Origin of the sequence: Streptomyces barringtoniae (genome assembly GCF_020819595.1) — a bacterium.
Lineage (GTDB): Bacteria > Actinomycetota > Actinomycetes > Streptomycetales > Streptomycetaceae > Streptomyces > Streptomyces barringtoniae.
Window position 1 is genome coordinate 350,491 of the sequence record NZ_JAJHNP010000001.1, and the last position, 18,058, is coordinate 368,548.

Annotated in this window: 16 protein-coding genes and 1 pseudogene; 7 read left to right on the forward strand and 10 right to left on the reverse strand. The window is 71.5% G+C overall.

Translation table 11 applies throughout. The annotated features are described in order from the left end of the window. Positions 1-48: 48 nt before the first annotated feature. The 6 genes from LMU33_RS01465 to LMU33_RS01490 all read right to left on the reverse strand — a co-directional run bounded on the left by LMU33_RS01465 (position 49) and on the right by LMU33_RS01490 (position 5,579). Complete coding sequence (locus LMU33_RS01465) at positions 49-990, reverse strand: hypothetical protein (protein WP_228616542.1); 942 nt, start codon at positions 988-990, stop codon at positions 49-51. A 650-nt stretch (positions 991-1,640) separates the two neighbouring features. Beyond that, positions 1,641-2,564: an LLM class F420-dependent oxidoreductase gene (locus LMU33_RS01470; protein ID WP_228616544.1), complete on the reverse strand. Its 924-nt coding sequence runs from the start codon at positions 2,562-2,564 to the stop codon at positions 1,641-1,643. A gap of 187 nt (positions 2,565-2,751) precedes the next feature. Beyond that, a complete protein-coding gene (locus LMU33_RS01475; RefSeq protein WP_228616546.1) occupies positions 2,752-3,282 on the reverse strand; it encodes a DUF6099 family protein in 531 nt (176 codons plus the stop codon). Between the two features lie 166 nt (positions 3,283-3,448). After that, positions 3,449-3,817 carry a nucleotide pyrophosphohydrolase gene (locus LMU33_RS01480; protein ID WP_228616547.1) on the reverse strand — a complete coding sequence of 123 codons (369 nt, stop codon included), beginning with the start codon at positions 3,815-3,817 and terminating at the stop codon, positions 3,449-3,451. After that, the gene (locus LMU33_RS01485; RefSeq protein ID WP_228616549.1) at positions 3,814-5,010 is read right to left on the reverse strand and encodes an AAA family ATPase; all 1,197 of its coding nucleotides are present in this window, start codon (positions 5,008-5,010) and stop codon (positions 3,814-3,816) included. The genes LMU33_RS01480 and LMU33_RS01485 overlap by 4 nt, the downstream gene beginning before the upstream one ends. 149 nt (positions 5,011-5,159) lie before the next feature. Then, the gene (locus LMU33_RS01490) at positions 5,160-5,579 is read right to left on the reverse strand and encodes a cell division protein SepF (protein WP_228616551.1); all 420 of its coding nucleotides are present in this window, start codon (positions 5,577-5,579) and stop codon (positions 5,160-5,162) included. Between the two features lie 195 nt (positions 5,580-5,774). Between LMU33_RS01490 and LMU33_RS01495 the strand changes: the two genes are divergently transcribed. Continuing rightward, positions 5,775-7,592, forward strand: a complete 1,818-nt coding sequence (locus LMU33_RS01495; protein ID WP_372477845.1) for a hypothetical protein — start codon at positions 5,775-5,777, stop codon at positions 7,590-7,592. Positions 7,593-7,637: 45 nt separating this feature from the next. Here the strand turns inward: LMU33_RS01495 and LMU33_RS01500 are convergent, their stop codons facing one another. After that, the gene (locus tag LMU33_RS01500; protein ID WP_228616553.1) at positions 7,638-8,153 is read right to left on the reverse strand and encodes a YceI family protein; all 516 of its coding nucleotides are present in this window, start codon (positions 8,151-8,153) and stop codon (positions 7,638-7,640) included. 137 nt (positions 8,154-8,290) lie between these two features. Between LMU33_RS01500 and LMU33_RS01505 the strand changes: the two genes are divergently transcribed. The 4 genes from LMU33_RS01505 to meaB all read left to right on the forward strand — a co-directional run bounded on the left by LMU33_RS01505 (position 8,291) and on the right by meaB (position 13,901). After that, complete coding sequence (locus LMU33_RS01505; protein ID WP_228616555.1) at positions 8,291-8,800, forward strand: MarR family winged helix-turn-helix transcriptional regulator; 510 nt, start codon at positions 8,291-8,293, stop codon at positions 8,798-8,800. Positions 8,801-8,885: 85 nt separating this feature from the next. Further along, positions 8,886-10,685, forward strand: coding sequence for a methylmalonyl-CoA mutase family protein (locus LMU33_RS01510; RefSeq protein ID WP_228616557.1), 1,800 nt, complete (start codon positions 8,886-8,888; stop codon positions 10,683-10,685). Continuing rightward, positions 10,685-12,883 carry a methylmalonyl-CoA mutase gene (scpA, locus tag LMU33_RS01515; RefSeq protein WP_228616559.1) on the forward strand — a complete coding sequence of 733 codons (2,199 nt, stop codon included), beginning with the start codon at positions 10,685-10,687 and terminating at the stop codon, positions 12,881-12,883. The genes LMU33_RS01510 and scpA overlap by 1 nt, the downstream gene beginning before the upstream one ends. 7 nt (positions 12,884-12,890) lie before the next feature. Further along, positions 12,891-13,901: a methylmalonyl Co-A mutase-associated GTPase MeaB gene (gene meaB / locus LMU33_RS01520; RefSeq protein ID WP_228616561.1), complete on the forward strand. Its 1,011-nt coding sequence runs from the start codon at positions 12,891-12,893 to the stop codon at positions 13,899-13,901. Here the strand turns inward: meaB and LMU33_RS41865 are convergent. Beyond that, the gene (locus LMU33_RS41865; RefSeq protein ID WP_372477846.1) at positions 13,807-14,403 is read right to left on the reverse strand and encodes an MFS transporter; all 597 of its coding nucleotides are present in this window, start codon (positions 14,401-14,403) and stop codon (positions 13,807-13,809) included. The genes meaB and LMU33_RS41865 overlap by 95 nt on opposite strands. On the opposite strand from LMU33_RS41865, the pseudogene LMU33_RS01525 reads away from it, so the two are divergent. Further along, positions 14,294-14,908, forward strand: a pseudogene (locus tag LMU33_RS01525) (MmyB family transcriptional regulator); the annotation flags it as partial. The gene LMU33_RS41865 and the pseudogene LMU33_RS01525 sit on opposite strands and share 110 nt — an antisense overlap. 50 nt (positions 14,909-14,958) lie before the next feature. Here LMU33_RS01525 and LMU33_RS01530 read toward each other — a convergent pair. Beyond that, positions 14,959-16,158 carry an ABC transporter permease gene (locus LMU33_RS01530; RefSeq protein ID WP_228616563.1) on the reverse strand — a complete coding sequence of 400 codons (1,200 nt, stop codon included), beginning with the start codon at positions 16,156-16,158 and terminating at the stop codon, positions 14,959-14,961. Positions 16,159-16,313: 155 nt separating this feature from the next. Here LMU33_RS01530 and LMU33_RS01535 point away from each other — a divergent pair, with 155 nt between their 5' ends. Continuing rightward, the gene (locus LMU33_RS01535) at positions 16,314-16,916 is read left to right on the forward strand and encodes a TetR/AcrR family transcriptional regulator (RefSeq protein ID WP_228616565.1); all 603 of its coding nucleotides are present in this window, start codon (positions 16,314-16,316) and stop codon (positions 16,914-16,916) included. On the opposite strand, the gene LMU33_RS01540 is transcribed toward LMU33_RS01535, so the two are convergent. Further along, positions 16,815-17,933, reverse strand: a complete 1,119-nt coding sequence (locus tag LMU33_RS01540; protein WP_228616567.1) for a lysylphosphatidylglycerol synthase transmembrane domain-containing protein — start codon at positions 17,931-17,933, stop codon at positions 16,815-16,817. The genes LMU33_RS01535 and LMU33_RS01540 overlap by 102 nt on opposite strands. Between the last annotated feature and the right edge of the window lie 125 nt (positions 17,934-18,058).

The following is an 18,058-nucleotide window of genomic DNA, read 5'->3' on the forward strand; positions in this document are numbered from 1 at the left end:
TCTTCCGTCCGGAATCCCCGTTGACCACCGGATTTCGCTCCGTGCCGGTCAGGAGTCGCGGGTGACGATCGTCCGGGCGTTGCGCACCGCCCGCTCGTCGGCGGCGCGCAGAGCCTCCAGCTTCTCCTTGTTGCTGCCGATGGAGGATTTCTGCGTGCGCACGTCGAGGGAGTGCACGGCGGGGACATAGCCGGTGTCGAGCTTGCAGCGGGCGTCCGCGGCCGCCGTCCTCTTCTCCTTGTCCGACGGCTTGCCGGGCCCGAACCAGTGGGAGTCGATCGACGCCTTGTCCGGGTCGGAGTAGTGGAAGCCCTTCTTCTTCATGCAGGCCGACCATGCGCTGTCGGCCTTCTTCCAGGCCGGGTCCTTGCTCGCCCGCTTGTGGGACTCGTACCACAGTTCGAGGGCGAGCGAGTAATAGCCGGACAGCTTCACGCCGTTGACCTTCGTCGCCTTGGGCGCAGGGCCGTAGATCTTCCGAGTCGCCTCTCCCAGGCAGCCGCCCTCGGGAATGCGGTGGCCGTGCGTGACGCGGCTGTCCCCTGATTCGAAGGTGCCGGTGAGCGCGGCGTACTGGTCGGCGGGCCACTGCTGGGGCTGGGCGGACGTGTCCGTCTTCCGGTTGTGGTAGCCGTGCTCGGCGGCCAGGTCCGGGTCGACGACGCCGTACGGGGTGTCGTCGCCCGGCATGTCCTCGCTCGTGAACGTCCCCTGCCGGACCGGGTAGGTCGACTCGACGGCCTTGGGGTCGAGCGTCGCGAAGCCGGAGAAGCCGAGCCGGACCATGCACTGCCTGCCGAGGACCCACTGTGCCCGGCTGACGGTCTTCGCGCCGTCCGACGCGGGATCCGGGATGTAGGCGTGCAGCGGGAACGCCGCCATGGTGTTGAGGCGGCGAGCCTCGTCGACGGGGTCGTCGCCGTTACCGGCGAACTGACATGCCGACAGGGCGAACAGGCCACTGAGGGCGAGAGGGAGAACTTTGCGCACCCCGCCATCCGATCAAGCCTTGACCGGTTGCGCTGTGATGGAGCCCACAGTTCCGACACAAGTCGTCCACAGTTACGGCATCGTAGGCCAGCGCCGCAGCCCGAGGGCGGCAGCAAGGCAGCCGAAAAACCACCACCGCGACACACCACGACGGCAGCCCCTCGCCGGGGCCGGGGGCTGGAGACCAGGGGCCAGGGCCGGAGGCCGGAGACCGGAGACCTGGACCGCGGCCCGGAGACCGGACCCGGAGACCAGGACCGTGCCCGGGGCCCGGGGGCCGGAGGCCGGAGGCCGGAGGCCAAGGGTTGGGGCCGGGGGCAGACACCTGGCCCGGGGTCGGGCCCGGAAACCGGAGGCCAGGGCCCGCAGCACGTGGCCGCAGCCCGGGGGCCGGGGCCCGGAGACAGGGCCCGGGGGCCGAAGGCCAAGGGCTGGGACCGGAGCCAAAGACCAGGACCGCGGCCCAGACCCGGAAACCAGAGACCAGGACCGCGACCCAGGGCCGGAGACCTGGACCGTGGTTCGGGGCCCGGAGGCCGGGACCCGAGGACCGGAGGCCAGGCGCCCGAAAGGCCGGACCCCCTGGGACAGGGCCCGAGGAACGGAGGCCAGGAGTCGCGGCACGGACGTCGGGGTCGGGGTGGGTGGTGTTACGGCAGTTGTGGCTGGACGTGGGTGGAGATCAGGTCCAGTTGGTCCAGGTCGGTGAGGTCCAGGATCTGCAGGTAGATCCGCTGGGAGCCGATCGCGGCGTACCGGCCCAGCTTGTCGACGACCTCGGCCGGCGAGCCGGCCAGGCCGTTGGCCTTCAGCTCGTCGACCTCACGGCCGATCGCGGCGGCGCGGCGGGCGACCTCCCGGTCGTCCCGGCCGACACAGACCACGAGCGCGTTGGAGTACGTCAGCGCGTCCGCACCCCGGCCCGCCTCCTCCGCGGCGGCACGCACCCGGCCGAACTGCCGCTCGCTGTCCTCCACGGAGGCGAAGGGGATGTTGAACTCGTCGGCGAACCGGGCGGCCAGCCGCGGCGTACGGCTCGCGCCGTGGCCGCCGATGAGCACCGGGACCTTCTTCTGGGCCGGCTTGGGCAGTGCGGGCGAGTCGGTCAGGTCGTAGTACGTGCCGTGGAAGTCGAAGGTCTTGCCCACCTCGGTCGCCCACAGCCCGGTGACGATCGCGAGCTGCTCCTCCAGCCGCGCGAACTTCTCCTTCGGGAACGGGATGCCGTACGCCTTGTGCTCCTCCTCGAACCAGCCCGCGCCGAGCCCGAGCTCGACCCGGCCGCCGGACATCTGGTCGACCTGGGCGACCTGGATCGCGAGCATACCGGGCAGCCGGAACGTTCCGGCGGTCATCAGCGTGCCGAGACGGATCCGCTTGGTCTCACGGGCCAGTCCGGCGAGCGTGATCCAGGCGTCCGTGGGACCGGGCAGCCCGTCGGCGCTGCCCATGCGGAGGTAGTGGTCGGAGCGGAAGAAGGCGTCGAAGCCAAGGTCCTCGGTGGCTTTCGCCACGGTGAGCAAGGTGTCGTAGGTGGCCCCCTGCTGGGGCTCGGTGAAGATTCGAAGGTCCATACATCCATCCTGCACGCCGCACGCCACGCCGACCGCGCCGGTACCGCCCGGCGCGGCCGTCCCCGGTCGGGTGAAATTCGCCCGCCGAGCGCGCCGGTGCCGACAGGGCGGTGGACCGTCCTCGTCCGGCGTGCCGTCCTCGGGGCTGCCGCCCCGGACCCCCGCTTCGACCTGAACGGCCCCGTCCTCAAACGCCGGACGGGCTACTGCGGTTGTCGTTCAGGCTCTTCTGATCGCCGTTCGCACTCTTCCGGCTCTCGTCCTCCCGTAACGTCTCCTCCCGCGCCGCCAGCTTGCGCAGCATCTCCAGGACGCGGTCGCGGGACTCGTCGGCCGCGTCGATGGCCTCCATGCACTGCCAGTACGTCGTCTCGTCGTCGGCCCCGCTGGCCATGCCGACCAGGGCCATGCCGACCTCGCCGAGCAGACCCCCGAGGCAGAGCAGGGTCTCGCGGGCGTCGGCCAGCTCGGTGAGCTGGGCGGCGCGCAGGTCGCCCAGGTCGAGTTCGGGCGGGTCCAGGACCCCGCAGCCCCGGCCCGCCAGTTCGGTCAGGCCCAGCGCCTCGCCGCGCAGCTCGGGCGGGCCGGAGACCGCGAGGCGGCTGCCGACCGCCTGGGCCAGGGCCTGCGCCTGCCACACCTCCGCCATGATCTCGCCCGAGTCGGCGGCGTACGCCAGCGCACGCCTGTTGGTGAGGATGAGCCGTATCGCGTCCATGCGTCGCCCCCGTCCTTCCGCGTGCTTCCTCACACGCCCTCTTGGACTCCCTTGTCCACTACCCAGCGTGAGGGCACTGAAGACGAAAAACCAGAGGTAGACGGAAATCTATGGACAACAATTCGGATTCAACAGCCATTTCAACTCCGGAGAGTAATAACGGAGTTCACCCCTCCGGCGGTTGAGGGCGCTCGGACGCGCGCTGCGCCCCCGGCGCCGGGAACCGCCGTTCGTTGCGGTCGATCTTGGCGGCCAGGGCGGCCAGCGGGTCGACGCCGAGGACGTCGCAGAACTGCAGCAGATAGGCGAGGACATCGGCGACCTCGTCGGTGACCCGGTGCGCGGTGTCCGGGTCGTCCATCACGCGCGCGGACTCCTCCGGCGTCAGCCACTGGAAGATCTCGACCAGTTCGGAGGCCTCGACGCTGAGCGCGGCGACGAGGTTCTTGGGGGTGTGGTAGGGCTGCCAGTTCCGCGCGGCCGCGAACTCGGCGAGCCTGCGCTGGAGTCGGGCCAGGTCGAGAGGTTCCGTCACGCGTCCAGGTGTACCACCGTGACACCCTCGGTCCCGGCGGCCCACGACGCGTCGCTCACCGCGCCCGCACACCGGATGTGCCCGCGCTCGCCCATCCGGACGGCCGTCCGCAGCAGTTCCCGGCGCTGGGCGGGGTCGAGGCCGCGGTCGAAGCCGTCGGCGAGGACGGTGAGGGTCCGCAGGGCGTCGGGCACCTCGCCCGGGGTGTCCACGTCCAGGACGCCGGGCCCGGTCAGCAGCACCAGCGTCAGCGCGAGATAGCGCAGTTCGCCGTCGCCGAGCCGGGCGAGTTCGGTGCGCAGACCGTCGCCGCGGTCGAGCAGCGCCCGTACCGTGCCGTCCGGCAGCGGCTCCGCGACGAGATCGGTCACCGGGCCCGCGCAGCCCGCGCGCAGGGCGTCGACCAGCAGGCCGTGCCGGCGGGCGCATTCCGCGCGGGTGCGCCACAGCACGTCGGCGAGGTTGTCGCAGCCGGACAGCAGCCGGCCGGAGCCGGTGGGCACGGGAGCACGCATGTACTCGGGGCGGGGGTCGCAGGGGAAGGCGGAGCGCAGGGCGACCACCATCTGCTCGGCGGCGGCGAGCACATGACGCTGTCCGTCGGTCTTGCCGGCCACGCGCAGCGGCAGCAGGGCGGTGCCGAGGCGATCGTCGGGGAGCGGGGCACGGGTCACCGGGGCGGAGCCCGCGGTGTGCCAGGCGGCCTGGACGGTACCGCGCCCGGGGTCGCGCAGCGCGGTCTCCAGCAGGACGAGCCCGCCCGCGGTCAGCCGCTCCCCCACGATCCTCAGTTCCGGTTCGGCCTGTACGGCGACGTCGAGCCGGACCGGCCCCGCGGCGCCGTCGGCCGTACAGCCGATCCGGAAGCCGCGCCGCCCTCCGGCATCCGGGCGTGCCCGCTGCGGCACGCAGGCGACCGGGTCCGGGAACACCTCGTAGAGCGAGGCTCCGCCACCGAGCCGGGCGAGCGCCGCGTACGCCGTGAGCGCGGTCGTCTTGCCTGCTCCACTGCGCCCGGCGAACAAGGTGACGGACCCCAGCGGAAAGCCGGCCCGCCGATGTCCGGCGAAGGCCGACAGCCGCAACTCGGTGATACGGGCGCGCACATCGGGGGACCGCCGGGACTGCGCGGGTACGGTCCCGGCGGACGCGTGGACGGCGGGGGGCTCAGCGGGCACGGAGGGCAGGGCCATGCCCGGACCGTAGAACCCGCCCCACCTGCCGAACCGTTTCCTGCCGGAACCTTCCTACGAACGGGCGGTCCGGCAGCCCCGAACGGGACCGGGGCCACCCGGTCGGGTGAAGGCCACCCCGCATACCGCCTCGGTCACCGAAGGCACCCTCAGCCCCCCGACACCCCCGCCCCCTCCATCAACCCGCTCACCTCGGTGCCGGGCGGGGTCAGGAGGAACACGTTGCGGTCGACGCGGTGCATTCCGCTGCCCAGGCCGAAGACCACGCCCGTGCTGAAGTCGAGGACGCGCTTGGCGACCTCGGTCTCCGCGCCGGAGAGGTCGAGCAGGACCGGCGCGCCGGCCATCAGGGTCTCGGCGACTTCCCGGGCGTCGGCGAAGACGTTGACGCGCAGCACCACGAACCGGCGCCGGGTCTCGGTCTCGGCGTCCGGCAGCGAGCGGTGGTTCACGGCGGACGGCCACGCGTCCCGCCCCCGCAGCGGCACGACCTGGGCGAGCCCTTCCCACTGTTCATCGGTGACGTCGTAACGGCTCACCGGCTCCCCCCGACCTGACTCGTACTCCATGCCTGCACCAGCCAATTCTTACGCCAAGTCACCCGTTCGGCCCAACAACGACACACTGCGCGACCGCTCAGGTGACACCCGGCGGGGAGCGTCCTGCGTCACATGTACGAGTACGTCCGTTTCTTACCGCGCTCATATCCGACTCTTCACATGCCGCCACGCCGTGTTCACCGGCCGCCAGTAGCGTCCGATGCCGTGCACTTGGCAGAAACACAGCAGGTGACAGCCGGCCGGCGGACGAAGTCGGCGGTGTCCGCCGTACCGGTCGCCCCCGCGGAGCTCCGTGAGCCACCCGCGCAGTGGCACCGCGTGCTGACGCTGCTCGCCGACGTCAGCCTGTTCATCGGCACGCGCACGGTGTGGGCGCAGGCGGCCACGCACAAGCTGGTCCTCGCTGGGGTCATCTCCGCCTGCTACGCCTCGATCCTGGTGACCGGCGTGCTCGCGCTGACGGTCCGCCGGGCGCGTTCGCTGGCCCGCCTGGACGCCGTGGTGCTGGTGACCGCGATCGCACTCACCCTGTGCGCCTGGGCGTTGAACCACGCGGGCGGTGACGAGGCGGTCCTGACCACACAGGCCGCGAAGGAGATCGTCGGCGGACACCAGGTGTACGACCATCCGTGGCCGTGGCTGTTCCACATCAAGGGCGTCGCCCTGACCGCCACGACGACCGGCGGTTACGACTACACGTACGGCTATCCTCCGCTGACGCCGCTGCTCACCGTGCCCTTCCTGTGGCTCGGCCACGTCGGCGCACCGGCGACCCTGGCGGTGACGGTCGTACTGGTCGTGGGCGCGGTGGTGCTGTGGCGGCTGCTGCCGACGCCGTGGCGATCGGCCGCCACGATGCTCTGCCTGGGCTTCGGTTTCCTGCCGATGTACGCCCGTCAGGGCTACCCGGCGATCGTCGGCCTGGTCCTGCTGATGCCGGTGGTCGTGCGCTGGCCGCGGTTCGGCGCCGGGGGACGGCTGGGTGCCGCCGGGATCGCGCGGGCCGCGTGCATCGGGGCCGCGTGCGCGGCACAGCAACTCCCCTGGTTCGTCACCCCGTTCCTGCTGGCCGGGATCTACGCCGTGCGCCGCGGTGAGCTCGGCGGGCGACAGGCGGCGCGGGTGGTCCTGCGGATCGCCGGGACCGCGGTCCTGACCTGGCTGCTGATCAACGCGTACTTCATCGTCAGCGAGCCGGGCCCGTGGTTCCGGGGCATCGCCCTGCCGCTGACCCAGGGTGCGGTGGTGCACGGCCAGGGTCTGGTCGGCATCTCCCTGTACTTCACCCACGGCAGCGACCGGCTCGACTGGTACGGCCACGCGAGCATGCTGCTCGCCGCGGCCCTGCTGGCGCTGTTCGTGCTGTTCGTACGGCGGCTGGGCCCGGCCGCGACCGTGCTGCCCTGGTGCGCCTTCTACCTGGCGACCCGGTCCCAGGACGGCTACTACCTGATGTACACGCCGCTGTGGCTGGCGGCGGCGATCACCGTGCCCCTGTCGGAGTTCAGGAAGGCGTGGCAGCCGCGGCCCCGGTGGCTGACCGGTCCGCGCCGCAGGCCGGCCCTGGCCGCCGCGGTCGTCCTGCTGATCACGCCCCCGCTGGTGAGCGCGACCCTCGCGGTGACGGGCAGGCCGCCGCTGCGGATGGCCATCACGGCGGTCCGGCAGGGCTCGGCGCGCACCCTGTCCACGATGACCGTGCGGGTGACCAACACCGGGGGCAACGCGCTGACCCCGCACTACATGCTGACGACGGGTCAGGGCATGAACCGGTACTGGTCCCTGGCGCACGGCCCGGCCACCATCCCCGCGCACACCACGGCGACCGTCGAGCTGCGGGCACCCCAGGGCGGCTTCCCGGTGCCCACGAAGAAGTACACGCACATCCGGCTGCGCGCCTTCACGGCGACCCCGCAGACGCTCTCGACCAAGGACGTGAGCCGGGCCGAGCTGGGCCTCAAGGACTCAGGAGCATCCAAGGGGTCGGGAGCGCCCGAGGGATCAGGAGCATCCAAGCGCTGAGCAGGCCTCAAGGGCTTGGCCGGCCTCCAGGGCCGATCGGGCGGCTCACGCCTCGGTCCGCGTGAAACGCAGCTTCGCCGTCACAGTGGTGAGCCCGCGCATCATGCCCAGCTGGTTCCAGCCCATGCCGAACTGCTCGCGGTCCACGGTGAACTCGGCGTCCAGCGTGAGCGCCTCGTCGCTCGCGTCGGTCAGGCGCGCGGTGAAGGTCACGGGCCTGCTGATGCCCCGCACGGTCAGCTGACCGGTGACCCGCACGCCGTCGCCGTCGAGGCGGTCGGCGCCGCGGGCGGCGAAGGTGATCTCCGGGTGGTTGGCGGCGTCGAGGAAGTCGGCCGAGCGCAGGTGGGTGTCCCGCTTGGCGTGCCCGGTGTCCAGGGAGGCCGCCTCCAGGGTCACGGTGCCGCCGGCCGAGCCGTCGGCGCGCACCTCGCCGCCGCCGGTGACGGCGGCGAACGTGCCCTTCACGGTGACGAGCCCCCACATGGTCTTGTGCCGCAGTCCCACGGTGGACGCGGCCGGGTCGAGCTGCCAGGTGCCTGTCTGCACGGCGACGGTCATGGTCGTACTCCGGAGGTGAGTGGTTCAAATTTGGATGACTCCCGCCACGCTAGCGCGTCCTCCAAATTTGAACAACCCGTAAGTCCAAAACTGAACAACCTCCTGGTCCAAAATTGGACAACGGGTAGACTCGACCCATGTCCGCCTCCGACGCGCACCCCGCCGACCAGCTCGAATGTCCCGCCTCGGCGGACGGCCTGCTGCCCGCGGAACTGCGCGCCTGGATGGTCCTGCTGGCCGCCACGGGCGCCGTGGAGCAGCGGCTGCGCTCGGTCGTGAAGGAGACCCTCGACGTCTCCCACGACGAGTTCCTGATCCTGTGCCTGCTGGCGGAACAGCCCCGGGCGGGACTGCGCATGACCCAGGTCGCCGACCTCCTCGGCCGCCCCAAGACCCGGCTCACCTACCAGATCGCCTGCCTGCAGCGGGCCGGTCTGGTCGCCCGCACGTCCGTGTGCGGCGACAAGCGCGGTGTACAGGTCGCCCTCACCGCCAAGGCGCGCGAGCTGCTGGGCGAGACCTCCGCCCTGCTCGCCGGAACCGTGCGGCAGGCCCTCGCCGACTCCATGGGCCCCGAGCAGCACGCGGCCATGTGCGCCCTCGTCCCGGACCTGCCGGACCCGGACGAGGAGCCGTCCAACGGCTGAGCGGCACAGGTCACAACCGCGAGGAGGGCAACGTCACAGGCCCCGGTTTACTCTCATTCGAGCGTGCTGCCCTAGCATCCGAGCCATGACGGTCCTGCCTGACGACGGGCTCACACTGGCCGCCGAGTTCCCTGACGCGACACACGAGCAGTGGCAACGCCTGGTCGAGGGCGTGCTGCGCAAGTCGGGCAAGGAAGTCTCGGGCGCGGCAGCTGAGGACGCCCTGTCCACGACGCTGGAGGACGGGCTCCGCACCCGGCCCCTGTACACCGCTCGCGACGCCGCGCCCGATCCCGGCCTGCCGGGCTTCGCGCCGTACGTGCGCGGCGGCCGCCCCGAGGGCAACACCGCGGGTGGCTGGGACGTACGGCAGCGGCACACCGCCCTCACGGAGAACGCCGTCCTGGCCGACCTGGAGAACGGCGGCACCTCGCTGTGGCTCGTGCTGGGCGAGGGCGGCATCCCGGTGGACGGGCTGGGCCGGGCGCTGGAGGGTGTGTACCTGGACCTGGCGCCGGTCGTCCTGGACGCCGGCCGGGACACCGGGCAGGCCGCCGATGCGCTGCTGCGGCTGTACGCGGAGAAGGGCGTGGCCGCCGAGGCCGTACGCGGCAATCTGGGCGGCGACCCGCTCGGGTACGAGGCCCGCACCGGCACCCCGCTGGACTTCGCGCCGTACGCCGCCCTGGCCGCGCGCTGCGCCGAGCAGTACCCCGGTCTGCGCGCTCTGACCGTGGACGCGCTGCCGTACCACGAGGCGGGCGGCTCGGCCGCGCAGGAGCTGGGCGCCTCGCTCGCCACCGGTGTGGCGTATCTGCGGGAGCTCACCGAAGCGGGGCTCGGCGTCGAACAGGCCGCCGGACAGCTGGAGTTCCGCTACGCCGCCACCGCCGACCAGTTCCTCACCGTCGCCAAGCTCCGCGCCGCGCGCCGGCTGTGGGCCCGGGTCGCCGAGGTCTGCGGGGCCCCGGGCGCGCAGGTGCAGCACGTGGTGACCTCGCCGGTGATGATGGCCCGCCGCGACCCGTGGGTGAACATGCTCCGCACGACGGTCGCGACGCTCGCCGCCGGGGTCGGCGGCGCCGACTCGGTGACCGTCCTGCCGTTCGACCACGCGCTCGGCCTGCCCGACGCGTTCGCGCGCCGGATCGCCCGCAACACCTCCACGATCCTCATCGAGGAGTCGCACCTGGCCCGGGTCATCGACCCGGCGGGCGGCTCCTGGTACGTCGAGCAGCTCACCAACCAACTCGCCCAGGCCGCCTGGGAGTTCTTCCGGACCGTCGAGCGCGACGGCGGCCAGGCGGCCGTGCTGCGCTCCGGCCGGCTGCGCACGGACCTCGCGACGACCTGGGCGGAGCGCTCCAAGAAGCTCGCCAAGCGGCGCGAACCCATCACCGGCGTCAGCGAGTTCCCGCTGCTGGCGGAGAAGCCGGTGGAGCGCGAGCCCGCGCCCGAGCCGCCGTCCGGCGGTCTGCCCCGGGTGCGCCGCGACGAGGCGTACGAGGAGCTGCGCGCCCGCTCCGACGCCCACCTCGCGGCGACCGGCGCCCGCCCCCGGGTCTTCCTGGCGACCATCGGCCCGGCCGCCGCGTACACCGCGCGCGCGACCTTCGCCGCCAACCTCTTCCAGGCGGGCGGCATCGAGCCGGTCACGGAGGGCGCCTTCGAGGACAGCGGCGCCACGGAGGCCGTGCTGTGCTCCAGCGACGCGCTCTACGCCGAACAGGCCGAGCAGGCCGCCGAGTCGCTCAGGGCGGCCGGCGCCCGGCACGTGTTCCTGGCGGGCCGGGGCGAGTACGCCGGCATCGACTCGTACGTCTTCGCGGGCTGCGACGCCATCGACGTGCTGTCCGCGACCCTCGACCGCATGGGAGTGTCCTGATGGGAATCCCCGACTTCTCCGGCATCGAGCTGGGGACACCGGTCGCCGACGGCGGTGCCGATCAGTGGCGTGCGGCCGTCGCGCGGGCGACCGGGAGCGAAGAGCCGCTGTGGGAGACCCCGGAGGGCATCGGGGTCAAGCCGCTGTACACCGGCCGTGACCTGGAGGGCCTGGACTTCCTGGGCACCTACCCGGGCATCGCGCCGTATCTGCGCGGCCCCTACCCGACGATGTACGTCAACCAGCCCTGGACGATCCGCCAGTACGCGGGCTTCTCCACCGCCGAGGAGTCCAACGCCTTCTACCGGCGCAACCTGGCGGCCGGCCAGAAGGGCCTGTCGGTCGCCTTCGACCTGCCCACGCACCGGGGGTACGACAGCGACCACCCGCGCGTGACCGGTGACGTCGGCATGGCGGGCGTGGCCATCGACTCCATCTACGACATGCGGCAGCTGTTCGACGGCATCCCGCTGGACAGGATGACGGTGTCGATGACGATGAACGGCGCCGTGCTGCCGGTGCTGGCGCTGTACATCGTGGCTGCGGAGGAACAGGGCGTACCGCCCGAGAAGCTGGCCGGAACCATTCAGAACGACATTCTGAAGGAGTTCATGGTCCGCAACACCTACATCTATCCGCCGAAGCCGTCGATGCGGATCATCTCCGACATCTTCGCGTACACCTCGCAGAAGATGCCCCGCTACAACTCCATCTCCATCTCCGGTTACCACATCCAGGAGGCGGGCGCGACGGCCGACCTGGAGCTGGCCTACACGCTCGCGGACGGCGTCGAGTACCTCCGCGCGGGCCGGGAAGCGGGCCTGGACGTGGACGCGTTCGCACCGCGCCTGTCCTTCTTCTGGGCGATCGGCATGAACTTCTTCATGGAGATCGCCAAGATGCGGGCGGCCCGGCTCCTGTGGGCCAAGCTGGTCTCGCAGTTCGAGCCGAAGAACACCAAGTCCCTCTCCCTGCGCACCCATTCGCAGACCTCGGGCTGGTCGCTGACCGCGCAGGACGTGTTCAACAACGTCACGCGCACGGCCGTGGAGGCGATGGCCGCGACCCAGGGCCACACCCAGTCGCTGCACACCAACGCCCTGGACGAGGCGCTCGCCCTGCCGACCGACTTCTCCGCGCGCATCGCCCGCAACACCCAGCTGCTCATCCAGCAGGAGTCGGGCACCACCCGGGTCATCGACCCCTGGGGCGGCAGCGCGTACGTGGAGAAGCTGACGTACGACCTCGCGCGCAAGGCCTGGGCGCACATCCAGGAGGTCGAGCAGGCGGGCGGCATGGCGCAGGCCATCGACGCCGGCATCCCGAAGCTGCGCGTGGAGGAGGCGGCGGCCCGCACCCAGGCCCGCATCGACTCGGGCCGTCAGCCGGTGATCGGCGTGAACAAGTACCGCGTGGAGAACGACGAGGCGATCGAGGTCCTCAAGGTCGACAACTCCTCCGTACGCGCCCAGCAGATCGAGAAGCTGCGGCGGCTGCGCGCGGAACGGGACGAGCAGGCCTGCCAGGACGCCCTGGACGCGCTCACTCGGGCGGCCGACGGCAAGGAGAACCTGCTGGAGCTGGCCGTCCACGCGGCCCGCGCCAAGGCGACCGTCGGCGAGATCTCCGACGCCCTGGAGAAGGTGTACGGCCGGCACGCGAGCCAGATCCGTACCATCTCCGGCGTGTACCGCAACGAAGCAGGCCGGTCCGCGTCCGTGGACCGCACCCGTGCCCTGGTCGACGCCTTCGAGGAGGCCGAGGGTCGCCGGCCGCGCATCCTGGTCGCCAAGATGGGCCAGGACGGCCACGACCGCGGCCAGAAGGTGGTCGCGACCGCGTTCGCCGACCTCGGCTTCGACGTCGACGTCGGCCCGCTGTTCCAGACGCCGGAGGAGGTCGCCCGGCAGGCGGTCGAGGCGGATGTGCACGTGGTCGGCGTGAACTCGCTGGCCGCCGGTCACCTCACCCTCGTCCCCGCGCTGCGCGAGAAGCTCGCCGAGGAGGGCCGCGAGGACATCATGATCGTGGTCGGCGGAGTGATCCCGCCCCAGGACGTGCCGACGCTGCGGGAGATGGGCGCGGCGGAGGTGTTCCTGCCCGGGACGGTGATCCCGGACGCGGCGTACGACCTGGTCAAGCGGCTGTCGGCAGACCTCGGCCACGCGTCGTCGGCCGACGCCGGCCGCGAGCTGTAGGGCGCCGATGGCAGCGATCGATCTCGACGCCTATGTGAAGGGCGTGCTCGACGGAAAGCGGGCGATCGTGGCTCGCGCGATCACGCTCGTCGAGTCCACCCGTCCCCAACACCGGTCGCTGGCACAGGAGTTGCTGACGCAGCTCCTTCCGCACAGCGGCCGGGCGCGGCGGATCGGCGTGAGCGGGGTGCCGGGAGTCGGCAAGTCGACGTTCATCGACGCGTTCGGCACGCTGCTGACCTCGCTGGGCCACCGGGTCGCGGTCCTGGCGGTCGACCCCTCCTCGACCCGCACCGGCGGTTCGATCCTCGGCGACAAGACGCGCATGGAACGCCTGGCGGTCGACCCGGCGGCCTTCGTCCGCCCCTCCCCCAGCGCGGGCACGCTGGGCGGGGTCGCGAAGGCCACCCGGGAGTCGATGGTGGTGATGGAGGCGGCGGGCTACGACGTGATCCTCGTGGAGACCGTCGGCGTGGGCCAGTCGGAGACGACGGTCGCCGAGATGGTCGACTCCTTCCTCCTCCTCACCCTGGCCCGCACCGGCGACCAGCTGCAGGGCATCAAGAAGGGCGTCCTGGAGCTGGCCGACGTGATCGCCGTCAACAAGGCGGACGGCCCGCACGAGCGCGACGCGAAGGCCGCCGCCCGCGAACTGGCGGGCGCGCTGCGTCTGATGCACGGCAAGGAGGCCTTCTGGACCCCGCCGGTGCTGAGTTGCAGCGCCCGTGAGACCACGGGTCTGGACACGGTCTGGGAGCGCCTGGAACAGCACCGTACGCTGCTCGACTCCACCGGCCGGCTGACCGCCAAGCGACGCGACCAACAGGTCCGCTGGACCTGGGCCATGGTCCGCGACGAACTGCTGGACCGCCTCCACTCCGACCCGGCGGTCCGCGAAACCGCACCGGACCTCGAACGCCAGGTCAGGCAGGGCAGCTTGACGGCGACACGGGCAGCGGAACGCATTCTGGAGGCGTTCTGGGGCGGGGGGAGTACGACTGGCCCGGCGGGGGGCTGAGCCGCGTTACGGGGCGTCCAGCGGGGCCTGTGTCGGCTCCCGGCTCCCGCGACTGGGCCGGAGGGGATTCCACGGCCGGTACGGCGCCCTCGGGGACACCGGCGCGTTCGGTCAGCAGCGGGCTGATGTAGCTGTAGGTCGCCAGGACGCCGCCCATGATGAACGTGACAGCGCTCAGCGCCAGCCACAGACGGCCCTGCAGCAGCGCGCGGACCTCGGCCCGGAGGGACACCCCGGAGCGCTGTTCCCGGGCCGGGACGAAGCGGCCGATGAACACGGCGGCGAGCCCGGCAAGAGCGGCCAGGGCCCAGAAGGGGCCGCGCCAGCCGGTGAGCCGGCCGGCGAAGGAGCCGACCGGCACGCCGATGACATTGGCGAGGGTCAGGCCGCCGATCTTCCAGCTCGCCGGCAAGCCCACCACCCGCACCCGGCGCCGCGGCCGGCAGAAGGTCCAGCCGCAGCTCCAGCGCGTCCTGGACGACCTGACGGCGACCCCGGCCATCGCGCAGGGCCGGCGCGGCGACATCCTGGCCTGGAACGCGCTGGCCGCCGCCCTGATCACCGATTTCTCCCGCATCCCGGGGAAGCACCGCAACCACCCGCGGAACCAGTTCACCGACCCGGCGATGCGCACCCTGTACGCCGACTGGGAGGCCTCTGCCCAGATCTCCGTGGCCCAGCTGCGGATGGAGGCGGCCAAGTACCCCGACGCTCCTCGCCTGATCGAACTGGTCGGTGAACTCTCCACGCCCGACGAGCAGTTCGCCCAGTGGTGGGGCGACCACCGCGTCGCCGCCCGCACCGCCGGGACCGAGACCCTCAACCATGCGGTCGTCGGCGAACTCGTCCTGGACCGGGACACCCCCACCGCCAACACGGACCCCGACCAGCACCTGACCGTCTGGACCGCCGAGCCCGGCTCCCCCACCCACGAACGGCTGCGCGTCCTCACCTCCTGGGCCGCCGACCAGAACCTGTCCGCGTCCCAACCCGCGCGACGCGGCTGACCGGCCCCCAACGGGGCCCAGGCGGCGCCGCCTTCTCCTCAAGGGCCGGATCAGGCGCCCGCAGCGTGTCGGGCGTGCGCGTGTGCGTGCATCCCGATCGGTGCAGGCGAAGACGAGTGTGCGGACTCCTCGGGGGACGACGGCGCATGGGGCGGCGTGGCGTCGTTCGCCGGAGCCTCCGTACCCACCGTCGCGCTCTCGTCGGCGAGGGGGCCCTTCGCGAAGGGGGACGCACGGTGGCCGAACAGGACGGCTGCCAGTCCCAGCACGCTCCACAGGGTGAGGACGGCAATGTGGCCCGCGCTGTCATTGCCGTTGAAGTAGGCCGTACCGCGCACGAGGCTCGCGCCGGCGCCCGGCGGCAGCCACTGGCCGATGTCGTCAACCGCCTTGGGCAGCAGCTCTGGTGCGGATGTGCTGCCGGAAAACGGATTGCCGACAAAGACCATGAGCGCCGCGCTCAGTCCAAGCCCCGCCGAACCCACGAGCGCGACCACCCCGGCAGTGGTGGCACTGATAGCGAGAACGGTGAGTGCCAGGGAAGCCCAGGTTGCCAGATGGTCGTGCGGCAGGGCGCCGAGAAAGCCCTGGGCCACCGCGTAGACCCCGAGGGCTGCCGTTGCGCTCATCACGATCAAGATCAGGAGACGCGACACAGGTCTCAGCCTCAGTGACATGGCAACGACCAAGGCGATCATGATGCTGCAGATCGTCAGCGGCAGAAGCGACGAGCTGAAGACGACGCCGCGGGGGTCGTCCGCCGAGGTCTGAACGACGTCCACCGTCCTCACGCGGACCTGCGCCGGCTTTTCGGCGCCGGACCTGCCTCCCTTGGAGCGAGCGGACCTCCCATGGGCAGATGAGGCAGGGCGGTCCGCGGCCGCCCTGGATGCACGGTCCGCGGCCGCCCTGGATGCATGGGCGGCCAGTTGCCGACCCACCTCGCCCAGCAACTGGGCGACGGCCGGGCTCGCGGCAGTGGACTCCAGCACGGTGAAACTGCCGGGGGTGACGACGAAGGCACCGTAGACGTCCCGCTCCCTGATGGCGGACCGCGCCGACGCCTCGTCGGGGTAGAGATGGAAGTCAAAGCCGCCCGGCTTGCTGCGCGCCAGGCCCTCGACCGCGCCCTGGCTTGCCGTACTCGTGCCCACGATCCCCACTGGCAGGTCACGCGGCCCCATGCGCGCCGCAGGCCACGCGTAGGCCATCACCGCCAGTGAGATCACCAGCGGCAACGCCACTGTCATGATGGCCACGCGACGCCATGACTGGTTTCCCGCCAACGGGGACTTCACGACCCTGCCTCCAAAAAACGAATGATCGTTCTCCAGGGGCCCAGTCTGCTAGGCTCCGCATCAGAGAGTCAAGACGAACATTCGTTTTTCATTGGATAGGGTGCCCCATGCCGAAGGTGTCCCAGGAGTACATGGACGCTCGCCGTGCCCAGATTCTGGACGCGGCCCGACGATGCTTCCTGCGCGACGGGTTCCACTCCACGTCGATGCAGGACCTGTTCGCGGAGTCCGGGCTCTCGGCGGGCGCGGTCTACCGGCACTTCGCGAGCAAGGACGAGATGATCCTGGCTATCGCGGAAGAGAACATGCGTGAGGTTCTGACGCTGGTCCACACCGTCGCCACAACTCGGCCCAGGGGTTCCGTAGGAGCGGTCATCGCCGATGTCCTCGACCTCGTGTCAGCTCGGTCCGCGGAACACGACATCGCAAGGCTGGCCGTGCTGGCCTGGTCCGAGGCCCTGCGAAACCCCACGCTGGCCGGACAGTTCAGCACCCTGTTGACCCGGATGCGCTCCGACCTCGCAGAGATCGTGCGAGAGCACCAGAAAAGTGGCGCTCTGCCCAAGGAGGTGACCGCCGAGTCGATCGCCGGCGCGCTGGTCTGCTTCCTACCCGGCTACATCCTCCAGGTGGCCATGCTCGACCCCACGCTCGTGGACGGGGTCGGCGACGCGGTACGGGCCCTGTGGCCGGATCCGGCCACGCACTGACCGGCTCCGCCGCCGGACGAGCAGGACCGACCACCCGGCGACACCGATCAGTCCCGGGTTGAGGGTCCGGTAGAGAAGATCAGCGGCCGTGGCGGCCGCCATCGGCATTCCGCCGTGATGCAGAGTCAGGACCAGAGCCGCGTCGAGAGGGCCGAGCCCCGCGGGCAACAGAGGCAGAGCCGATACGGCCGTCATCGCGGCGACGTAGGCGAGCAGCACCTTGTCCGAGGCCGGGGCCGAGCCCACCGCATGGCACACAGCGAGCACACACACGAGATCGCCGGCCCAGTTGATCAGGGCAGCGCCGAGTCCCAGGATCCAGAAGCGAGCTGGAGGCCGCATGGCAGCCAACTCCCCCAGCAGGCCGTCGGCCGACGTCTGCCCGCCCTTGCCGCGCCGCAGTCTCTGCCACACACGAAGCAGGGCGCTCACCGGCCGGCGCAGCACATCGGTGTGCCGGACGAGCGCGAGCGCGGCGACGGTGGCCGCACAAGCCGCTGAAACCTGAAGGGCCGCCCCTGCAAGCCGGGCACTGTCCCCAGCCAGAGTCCCGCCGACCGCGGCGAGCACGACGAGTGCGACCGCGCTCAGCACGCCGGTGACAGCATGGGTGAAGCCGATCAACGGCAAGCCGGCACCCCAGGCGCGCATACGTCGTGTCCGGTAGGTGATCGACACCAGGCTGCCGCCGGGCAGGGTCGCACTGAGAGCGTTCCCGGCAAACACGGCGGAAACCGCGGCGCGCAGTCCCACCCGCAGCCCGCCCGTACTCAGCGCCAGGCGCTGCAGCCGGGCGAAGGCCGCCATCGACACCGCCTCCGCGGCGACAGCCAGCAGAAACCAGGCGGGTTGAGCGTGGGACAGCTGGTCCGCCGCACAACGTGCGTAGGGCGCGACGAACGCCAGCTCGACACAGAGCAACGCCACGACGGCGCCCATGGTGAGCGCGGCGCGCGGTCGAGTGCGCTGGTCGTGTCCGTGCTCGCGCGGCTCGGTCCGGTGCGAGCCGCTGCTCATCGCCGTACCGGCCACGGGGGCGGCAAATTGAGTGCGGCGCCCGCAATGACGCCTCATGCCACCACCCCCTTCCCGGAATGATCGTTCTTTTTTCGCCTCCATCCTGCAGGCTTCGGCGAGACCAG